This window comes from Allobosea sp. (assembly GCF_035999205.1).
Lineage (GTDB): Bacteria > Pseudomonadota > Alphaproteobacteria > Rhizobiales > Beijerinckiaceae > Allobosea.
In genome coordinates this window covers 415,725-426,267 of sequence record NZ_DASYHA010000018.1, presented here as the reverse complement: position 1 = coordinate 426,267, position 10,543 = coordinate 415,725, and the positions used below count along the sequence as shown (strand labels likewise).

Genomic DNA, 10,543 nt, shown 5'->3' with positions numbered 1-10,543 from the left:
GATGTTGTCCGCGCCGGCCGTGCCGAGCAGGGTGTCGCCCGAGACCGTGCCGACCCTGGTGGCGCCACCCGAGGGCGATGGAGCAGGCGTACCCGTCTCGTCGTCGTCATCGTCGCAACCGCAGTCGTCGTCCTCGTCGTCATCCTCATCGTCGTTGCCGGTTTCGTCGTCGTCCTCATCGTCGTCTTCATCACCGTCGCCGGCGCCGTCGTCCTCGTCATCATCCTCTTCGTCGTCTTCGTCACCGTCGCCGGCGCCGTCGTCCTCGTCATCATCCTCATCGTCGTCTTCGTCACCGTCGCCGGTGTCGTCGTCCTCGTCATCATCCTCATCGTCGTCTTCGTCACCGTTACCGGTGTCGTCGTCATCGTCTTCATCCTCGTCGTCTTCACCGTTTCCGGTGTCGCCGTCGTCGTCCTCGTCCTCATCGTCGTCGCCATTGCCAGCGCCATCGTCCTCATCGTCATCTTCGTCATTGACCTCGAAGATGTGCTCGTCGAGACCGGTGAGACCGGTGACGCGCGCAACGATGTCGGAGAACTCCTGGCCGTCGATGAAGGCGTCGTAGAAGTCGAAGGCCTCGAGGCGGTCCTTGTAGTAGAACCGGTCGGCCTCCTGCAGACGGTCGAACTGCTCGTGCAGGACGACCCAGAAGGTCTGGCCGACCATGCCGCCATTGATGTGCGTCTCCGCCAGGCCGCCGAGCCAGAAGTCGACGCGGTCGATGCCCTTCACGGTGTTGCCGTTGACCAGCTCGATGTCCGGATTGACGGCGACGAAGGCGGCGAGCTTCTCCGGCGTGTCGAGCACGAGATCCGGATAGGCCTGCTTGAACTGCGCGATGACGGCATCGCTCAGACCGTTGCGCTGCTGGAAATCCTCCCAGGACGTATAAGCCGACATGTCCCCGGCGAAGCCGACCGCTTCCTCGACATAGGAGTTGTTCGAGGCAGCCAGATCGTTGCGGATCTGGTTCAGCGTGCCGAGGCCGAGATCACGGCCGCGGGCCAGGTTGAAGGAGAACAGGTCGGCCTGGATGCGGACGAGATCGTTGCGGACCGCATCGACGATGTTGAAGTCGACATCCTCGGCCGGCTGCGTCGCCACCCCTTCCAGGATGGCATTGACGCCATACTGGGCATAGCCGGGCTGCGGCACATAGCCCGGAGGCAGCGGCGCCGCGAAGGCGCCGGCGTCGTTGGTCGGGTTCAGGAAGGCGTCGACGAGGCTGACCTGCCGGGGCTGGCCGTTCTCATCCATCACCGTCAACGTCTGGCCGATCAGCGAGTGGCCGAAGCGGAAGGCCGCAGCGGCGAACTCGTGGCTGATGCCGGCATCGGCGTCCGGATTGTAGCCGTCGTGACCGTGATCGCCGCCCGACCCGTCACGGGACCGCAGACCGCCCAGCAGAGTATCGGCGTATTCGTCGAAGACGACGCGCTGGTACTCGGCCTCGTTGATGATCTTGGCGGCGTCGAAGAGCTCCTGCGCGGTGCCCTGGAAGCCAGCCGCCTCGAGCTGCTCGGCATGGAAGTTGTGGTTCCGCGCCCAGACGGTGTGCATCGAGGTCAGGGCGAAGTTCTCGTTCGCCCGGCCATCGCCGGCGACATAGTGATCCAGCGCGCTGATGAAGGGGTTGCTGTCGAGCAGCAGCGCCTGGCCCGAAGCCATGAAGTTGTTGGCCAGCTTCGAATAGACCTGCGGATCGAAGCCGCCGGTCGCATCGATCAGGTCACCGGTGACGCCTTCGGAGATCGGGTAGTTGGAGTAGTAGTCCCGGAAGGCGATCTGGCCACCAGGCAGCGACGGATCGGTGAAGATCGTGTTGTTGTCCCAGTGATGCTGGATCGCTTCGCGAAGCGTCGGCAGCAGGTTGAAGGACGGGTTCGACGGGTCCGGCGCCCCCTTGAGCAGATGGGAGGTCAGTCCGCCATTGCCGTCGCCTTCGCGCAGGAACTGCGTGACGAGGTTGTGCGAGCCATAGGCCTGGTTCTGGTCGACATAGGCCGAGGTTTTGTTGAGGTGCTGCGGCACCCCGTCCTCGAAGGCGTAGACCTCGCCGCGGGTCAGGTCGGCGGGATTGCCCTGGCCGGGATGGCCCGTGCCGGGGGCGCCGATCTGGATGGTGCCGTTGGCCGCGTTCTTCGGGATGAAGTCGAGCCCGTGGTCGACATACTGGCCGAACGCCATGAAGAAGATGTTGGCGTTGTTGCCGGCATGCGGGAGGTTCGCCTCCTGCGCCCCGAGGATGTTCGAGATCGCCCGCGGATCGAGCCCGTCATAGATCGGGTTGAGGTCGCGGTTGTTGATCCCCGCATTCATCTCGCCATAGCGCGCATCGGTCAGGCGGATGAAGGGCGTGTCGGCCTGGCCCGAGCCCGGGCTGTCATCGTTGTTGCCGTGCCCGGAGACCTCGCGCGGTCCGAGCGCGCCCGTGGCGTCATCGTCGTCGTCGAACGGCATCTCGCCATTGACCAGCTTCTTCAGCCCGACGAGATCGCGCGGGGTGATCTCGAAGGCGCCGCGCGGCAGCTCGCCCTCCTCGCCGATGATCGGGTTCCCGGCCGTGGCGTAGGTGATCGAGTGCGTGCCGTTGGAGAGGGTGGTCGTGCCGTTGGCGTTCACCGTCGAGACATAGTCCGCAAGCGACGAGCCTTCGGCGAGCTCGATCACGTCCTGCGGCCGCAGCGTGCCGACGATCGTGTCGTTGCCTCCATTGGAGCGGAAGACGATCCGGTGGGCCGAGGTCAGGGAGGAGACGTCGATCGAGTCGTCGCCGGCACCGCCGTTGATCGTGATGGTGTTCGGCCGCAGGCTGGTCTGCGCGAAATTGCCGATGACCTCGAAGGTGTCGGCAGCGCCGGCTGTGCCCGAGGGTGCGGCCGGGTCGAAGCCGTTGATCCGGATCTCCTCGATCTCGGTCAGCTCGGCGATGATCGACGCGTTGTCGGTGCCATTGCGGGTGATGATGATCTCGCTAGTGACGGCGAGGCCGGTCATGCCCGCAGCGAGCGCTTCCGCCCGGGTGTAGATGCGGAACTGTTCCGAGGTCGCGTTGCCGTTGATCACGAAGGTGTCGCCGGCAGCTCCTTCCGTGCCGCCATTGACGAGGTCTCGGCCATCCGTCGGGCCAGACGCATTGGCGTTCCAGATGATCGTGTCGTCGCCGGCACCGCCATTGACCGTGTCGATGCCGCTGTTCGGACCGAGCGCAACGGTGACGTCGTTGATGCTGAACGTCTCGTTGGTGTCGAAATTGGACGTCGTCCGGAAGCGGATGGCCGAATGAGCCGGATTGAGCGGGGCGAAGAAAGTCCCGCTCGCCGTGCCGGAGATCGTTCCGAGCGACTGCCAATTATTGCCATTCAAAGCCTCGACCGCAATCGTCTCACCCGCGGCCGCGCCCTGATAGTTCACGGTCAGCGTCGGAGCCGTGGCTCCCGCCAGGTTGATCGAACGCTGGATCGAGTCGTTGGAGTCGATCGACCCGTTGAACCGCAACTGACCGCCCGTGATCAGGATGTCGCCGGTCGCGACATTGTTGTTGTCGCCGTTCTCCGTCCAGTTGTTGGTGAAATTCAGCGTCCCTTCGTTGTTGCTGTAAGCAACGGTGGTGAAGGTATCGACATAGGTGCCGTTGGCGATGCCAATGCCGCCGCTAAGCGTGTCGTCTCCGTCGCCGCCGTTCAGCGTGTCCGCACCCTCACCACCGTTGACGACGTCGTTGCCGCCATTGGCATTGACGATGTCGTTGCCGCCGAGCGCGTTGATCGTCTCGGCGGCATTGCCGCCCGTGAGGGTCTGGCCGGCGTCGGTGCCGTTGATCGTGATGGCCGGGGCGCCCCCGGCGAGGATGAAGTCGGCGATGCTGACGCCGTTGGCGCCTGTCTGTTCAACCTCCTCGAGCCGGATTGTACCGATCACAACTCCACCGGCGATGCCGTTCGCGTCGTAGACCGTGATCAGCGTATCGTCGACTGTGCCGTCCTCAATATCCTGCAGCGTCACACGACTCGCGAAGTTCGCGGCCGTGATGCCCAATGCGCTAAGGTCGATCATGTCCTGGGACGCGATGTTCCCGCCCACGGCGTCGAAGCCGTTGACGACATCGTTGCCGAAGCCGGCCGCCGTGTAGCGGACGACATCGTTACCGCTCCCCACATCGATGGTGTCGTTGCCCTCGCCACCGATGATGATGTCGGTGTCGCCGCCGGCGCCGCCGGTTAGAATGTCGTCCCCGGTACCGCCATCGATCAGATCCGCGTCGTCGCCACCATCGATGGTGTCATTGCCGCCACCGCCGAAGAGCTGGTTGGTCCCGGCATTGCCGGTGATGACGTTGGCGAGCTCGTTGCCGGTACCGTTCACGCCATCGGTGGTGCCGGTCAGCGTGAGGTTCTCGAGTTCGGCGCCAAGCGTGTAGCTCGCACCCGACTCGACCGTGTCGGTGCCGCCGCCGGCCGTCTCGACGATGATGTCGCCGGCCGTCACGACATAGGTGTCGTTGCCGAGGCCGCCGGAGAGCGTGTCGATGCCGGCGCCGCCCTGCATGCGGTTGTCGAGCTCGTTGCCGGTGCCGGTGAAGGTCGCCGCGCCGGTGTAGGTCAGGTTCTCGACATTGGCGCCGAGCGTATAGGCCGCCAGCGTCGTCTGGACGGTGTCGGTGCCGGCCGCGGCCGCTTCGACGACCACGTCTCCGGCATCGTCGACGACGTATGTGTCGTTGCCAAGCCCGCCGACCAGGAGGTCGGCGCCCGTTCCGCCATCGAGCGTATCGTCGTCGTCATGGCCGAAGAGCAGGTCGTCGCCCGTATTGCCGACGAGCGTGTCCTCTCCGGTGCTGCCGGCGAGTAGGGTGTTGGTGGCTGCCGCAGCCGTCGTACCGGTGCTCAGCACGTAATCGTCGGCATCGAAGGCGTAGCCGGCGAAGGTCGAACCGTCGAGGTTGATGGCCTCAACGACCTCGTCATCGTCCGAGAAGTGGTCGGTGACGGTGGCCTGTGCCCCGTCGAGCCGGATCACGAGATCGCCGCCCGTGCCCTCGAAGACGTTGAGGGTCGTGAGCGCCGCAGCCGACACCTCGATGCGGTCGGCAGCCCCCTCCGAATCGCCGATCAGATCTGTGCCGTCACCCACCGCGATCACATAGGTGTCGTCGCCGGTACCGCCGTTGAGGACGTCGACGCCGCTGTTCGGGCCGAGCGCGATCGTGACGTCGTTGATGTTGAAGGTCTCGTTGGCATCGAAGCCGGAGGTCGTCCGGAAGCGGATGGCCGAATGGGCCGGGTTGAGCGCTGCCGAGAAGGTCCCGGTCGCCGCGCCGGAAATCGTTCCGATCGACTGCCAGGTGTTGCCGTTCAAGGCTTCGACGGCGATCGTCTCGCCCGCCGCGGCGCCCTCGTAGTTCAAGGTCAGCGTCGGGGCCGTGGCTCCCGCCAGGTTGATCGAACGCTGGATCGAGTCGTTCGTGTCGACGCCGGCGGTGAACCGCAGCTGGCCATTCGTGATCAGGATCTCGCCGGAACCGGCGTTGTTGTTATCGCCGTTCTCGACCCAGTTGCCGCCGAAGTTCAGCGTCCCTGTATTGTTGTTGTAGGCCGGGGTGGCGAAGGTATCAGCGTAGGAGCCGCTGTCCGCGCCCCTGCCACCGACCAGGGTGTCGTTGCCCGCACCGCCATTGAGCGTGTCCGCGCCTTCGCCGCCGAGCAGGATGTCGTCGCCGGCATTGCCGTTCAGCGTGTCGTTGCCGCCGAAGCCGGCGATGATCTCGTCGACGATCCCGTCTGTGGTCGTGCCGTTGAGAGTCTCGCTTGCGGCGGTTCCCTCGATGACGCGCAGGGTGCGCTGGGCGGGTCCATCCGCATTGCCCCGATCCTCGAACACCACCCGCTCGATGTTCCGGATCATGTCGGTGCCATCGGAGACCAGGTTGGCGCCGACCGGACGGTTGGCCGGGTCGAAGCCGGTATGCGAGATGACGATCGCATCGTCCGTCGAGCCGAACGAATAGGTGTCGAGCGCGTCCCAGTACATCGCGGTGTCGGTGTCGCCGGCACCGTCATCCGTCAGGACCTCGCGGACGATGTTGAGCTGGAGCGGTGCGATGACGCGAGCGATCATCAGCTCGGACAGCGTCTTGCCGATCCACGCCGTGGGAATCGTGGCCCCTGCCGGAGCGTCCGGGTCGAGATCCGTCGCCTTGAACGTGTGCCTGAGGCCATCGATCGTGGCGAGGGGGATCGTGGTCGAAGGGTTCGCCGGGTTCTGAACGCGGATGCTGATCCGGACGTTGAGCCAGGCATCGCCGTCGATGACATCGTCGCCACCCCGACCTTCGAACAGGTCGCTGCCGGCGCCGCCGAGCAGGATATTGCCGCTATTGAACGCGACGCCTCCCTCGAACCCGGTGGTGCTGGTGGGAGCTGCAGCCGCTGCACCAAGCACCTCCCGCAGGTTGCGAATCCGTTCGACGCCGGCCTGGGTGAGCTCATGGCCGACCATCGTGCCCTCGGCACCGGCCAGGAGCGGGCCTCCCACCTCCTCCCCGGCAGCAGGCACGTCGCCGCGATTGTCGCCGCGGAGCACGTCGTTCTTGTCCCAGCCCGAGAGCGCCTCAACGGCGTCGAAGCGGTCGCGCAGGATGTCCGCGGCGTCGGTGGTGAAGATCGGCTTGGTCAGGTCGGAATCGGCGGCCTGGGCGCTGCCCTTGTGGATCGCCCAGTCGAAGCCGAGCATGCCCTCGTTGCGCATGACGCTTTCGCCCTGGACCATGATGTCGTCGCCGGACTCGCCGTCGAAATCATGCTCCTCCGAGCCGGCAAACATCACGTCGTGGCCGAGGATCTTGGAGTTGAAGAACAGCTCCGAATTGTCGCCCGCCGTGGTGTCGAAGCCGCCGCCGCCCTCGATCCAGTCGTCGCCCTCATTGCCCATGAGCAGATCGACGCCGTCGCCGCCGGCGATGAAGTCGTCGCCTGGGCCGGCGAAGACCTCGGTGTCGTCGACGCCGACGAAGACGACGTCGTTGCCGGTCCCGCCCATCAGGATGTCGAGGCCATTGGAGTTGGCGATGACGTCGTTGCCCTCGTCGCCCTTCAGGAAGTCGCCACTGTCGCCGCTGTCGGTGATGATGTCGTCGCCGGCGCCGCCATTGACGAGATCGACGCCCGCGCCGGATTCGATCCGGTCATCGCCAGCATCGCCCCAGATGCCGTCATCGCCGAAATCGGTGATGATCGTGTCGTTGCCGTTGGTGCCGCCGACGAGGACATGCTCGCCGCCGGTGACGCGGATGTAGTGCCCGGTCGGGCCGGACTGGTCGGCCGTGGTGTCGGGCAGGCTCTCGTCGATGCCGGCCGTCGCGAGGTTGTCGCGCTGGACCTTGCCGAGGCCGAGCGCTTCCAGCACCGGGTCATTGCCGGTCGGATCGTCGCCGAGCTGGTTGGCCTTGTTGACCTCGAGCACGCTGTCATAGACCGCGAAGGAATCGACACCGATATGCCGCCGGATGATGTCGTCCGGGGTGCCGCGGATGCCGTCGGCGCCGGGATCGGCGATGTCGGTGTTCGCCATGATCATCTTGGCGAAGGAGTTCTGCTCGAGCGAGACGAGCAGGTTCTGGCCCTGCGTGCGGGTCAGGTAGTAGAAGCGGTCGCCGTCCTGCAGATTCTCCATCTGCGCTTCGAAGACGGCGTTGAAGGTCGAGCCGAGGAAGCCGCCGAAGGGCATCTTCTTCTCGGCCAGCCCGCCGATCCAGAGGTCGATCAGGTTGAGGCCGGTCTCGGTCGCGCTCCAGGCGCCGGTGCCGTTCAGGAATGCGAGGCGATCAGCAAAGGGCGCTGCCTCATTGACGGCTGTCAGCGGATCGTCGGTCACGCCGAACACCAGCTTCATCGCGGCGTCGCGCTTTGCCGTGATGTCGTTGCCTGCGGCCACGATCGTCGCATGCGTCCCGTAAGCGGCGATGAAGTTCACCACCGACATCGGGTTTTTGAGGTTGGCGGCGAAGTCGACCCAGCTTGTGTAGGGCGTCAGGAAGCTCGAGCCGGTAGCGGCGAAGAGCTGGGTGCGCGCCTCGTTGAGCGTCGGCATGTTGGTGTCGCGGCCGCGGGCGATGTTGATCGCCGCGAGGTCGAGCGGGATGCCGAGCAGGTTGTTGCGCAGCGCGCCGGTGATGAACTCGTCGATCTCGTTGCCGCGCTCCACCGTCATGCCGCGCACGATCGCGCCGGCGGCCTGCTCGGCGGTGATCTGCTGAGGACCTCCGGGGGCGCTGCCGTTGAGATCTACATTGTTAAACATCACGGGATTCAGGAACGACGCGATGAGGCCGTTGTCGTCGCTGGCGGCGAGGTTGATGCTGCCGTCCGCGTTCAGGAAGATGCGCGGCATCGAGTCGGTCAGCATCGAATGGCCGAAGCGGTAAACCACATTGGCGAACTCGGCGAAGATCGACGGATTGATGTCGGTGACCGAGTTGAAGACGAAGGGATCGATCGCCGGCTGGATCTTGCGGGCGAACTCCTCGAAGACGAGGTGCTGATACTGCATCTCGGTGGCGAAGCGGCCGGCCTGGAACAGGCGCTCGCCATCCCAGTTCAGGGCGATGCCCTGAACGCCGGTGCTGAGGTTCGCATCCTCGAGATTGGCGAGGAAGGACGACAGGTTGGTCGTCGCAGCGAGGCTCGCCTTGATCGCGTCCAGCTGCGCCTGGGACAGTGCCGAGCCGGGCGCCAGCCATTGATTGACGAACGCCAGGTCGCCATCGCGCAGGATCGTCAGCTTCTGGTCGTCGATCTGCCGGTTATGCTCGGAATGGAAGATGTGGTGGACGGCGGTGAGGCCGATGTTCTCGTTGCCGCGGCCGTCACCGGTGATGAAGTGGCGGTCGAGCAATTCGTTGTCGTATTGGGTGTTCTGCCCACGGTCGTTCACCGGAACGGCATTGCCGGTCACCTGGTCGGTATCAGCCTGCAGGACACCGCCGACGACAACGGGCACCGCGGTGTGGGCGATGTCGTCGAGGAAGGCGTTGGCGGTGCGGACGGCGCCAACAGCGAAGGTGTTGATCGGCGCCCCGTTCAGCGTCGTCTTCGAGACCACCGTGTCGTCGGCCGTGTTGGGAATGCCGTCGGCGCCGATATTCGTGATGACCTGCGCGAAGCCGAGCGCGTTGGGAATGAAATTGCCGTAGGCGTCGGTGCGCAGGAGCGGGACGCTGGTCACGTCGCGATCCGTCAGCTCGATCCCGAGCATCAGCGCCTGGGCCTTGATATCCGCCCAGGTCGGCAGGCCGTTCTTCTCGCCATTGGGCCCGGTGCCGTCGAGCAGCTTGCCCGTCGAGACCGGCTTGCCCGTCACCGGATCGAGCTTGTACTCGCGCAGGAAGACCTGATGCGAGGCGTGCGAGGTGTAGGTCTGGTTCTGGTCGACCCAGGAGGTCGTGACGTTGCGCTGCGAGCCGCCGACCGGGGTGGAGCGCGTCAGCACCATGAAGTTGCTCGCGCTGCCCTCGACATAGAGCGGGTCGTCCGGCTGCAGCGGGATGTAGATCGTGCCGTTGCCGCCCTTGCTGATCAGGTCGAGACCATGATCGAAGAACTGGCCGAAGAAGGTCATCCAGGAATTGAACGGAGCCGAGAGGCCTTCGTCGGGCGCGATGTTGGGGATTTCCAGCGAGCCGGTCTCGTCGACCTTGAGATCATATTCGGCGAGCAGCTGATTGACCGCCTCCATCGCCGCGATCCTGGCAGACTGCGTCGACGTCGGGCTCGTCAGGACATCCATATGGGGCTGCCAGGTCGCAGCCGCGCTCTCGATGGCCTGCAGGTCTCCGTTCGCACCGTGAATGTTTTCCGAACCGGCGAAGGTGAGCGCCGCGACGATCGCAGCCGGATTGTTCAAGCTCATATCGACGATCAGGTTCGAAATGAGGCGTGGGTCGGCGTCGACCACCGATCCATTCTGGACCATCGGACCAAGTCCGCTCGGCGTGCCCGGCGTGTAGTTGGAGTTGCTAAAGACGATCTGGCCGCCGGGTCCGAAGCCGACGGTGTCGCCGTCATTCTCGTTGAGATAGCCGCCGGCGTCGAACAGCCGCGGCATCGGCTGGCCGGCCGCGCCCCAGGTTTCGCGGCCTTCGACAAGATTGTTGTAGGTGCCGTCGACCGTGCGCAGGCCGAAGGGCGTCTGGGCATCGGGAATGGCGCGCGGCTGAAGCGGATCGGCCGCGGCGTAAGTGATGCCGCCGCCCGGGAGAACAATCTGGGTATAGTAGCGAACCGCGCCATTCATGGCGTTCGGATCGGTGATGACCTCGCCGGCAGCGTCGAGCAGGATCGCAGTCAGAGGAATGCCGTTGGCGTTTGCTTCCGCGATCTTGATCTGGTGGAGGACGAATTCGATATCGGCTTGGTTGAGCTTGAAGGCCATGACCGAAACTCCCTGCCTTGAGGCAAAAGATCATCGTGCGCAGAACGGATGCTCTGCGGTGTTGTCGGTGTGCTCCGGAGGCCGTTGAGTTAGCCTCCTAGAAAGGTTGTGC

Annotated in this window: 1 protein-coding gene; it reads right to left on the bottom strand. The window is 65.0% G+C overall.

Features of this window, described 5'->3' with window-relative positions:
- Window positions 1-10,431 (bottom strand): peroxidase family protein (locus tag VGN82_RS08040; RefSeq protein ID WP_327526467.1); only part of this gene is annotated, 10,431 nt, incomplete at its 3' end.
- Between the last annotated feature and the right edge of the window lie 112 nt (window positions 10,432-10,543).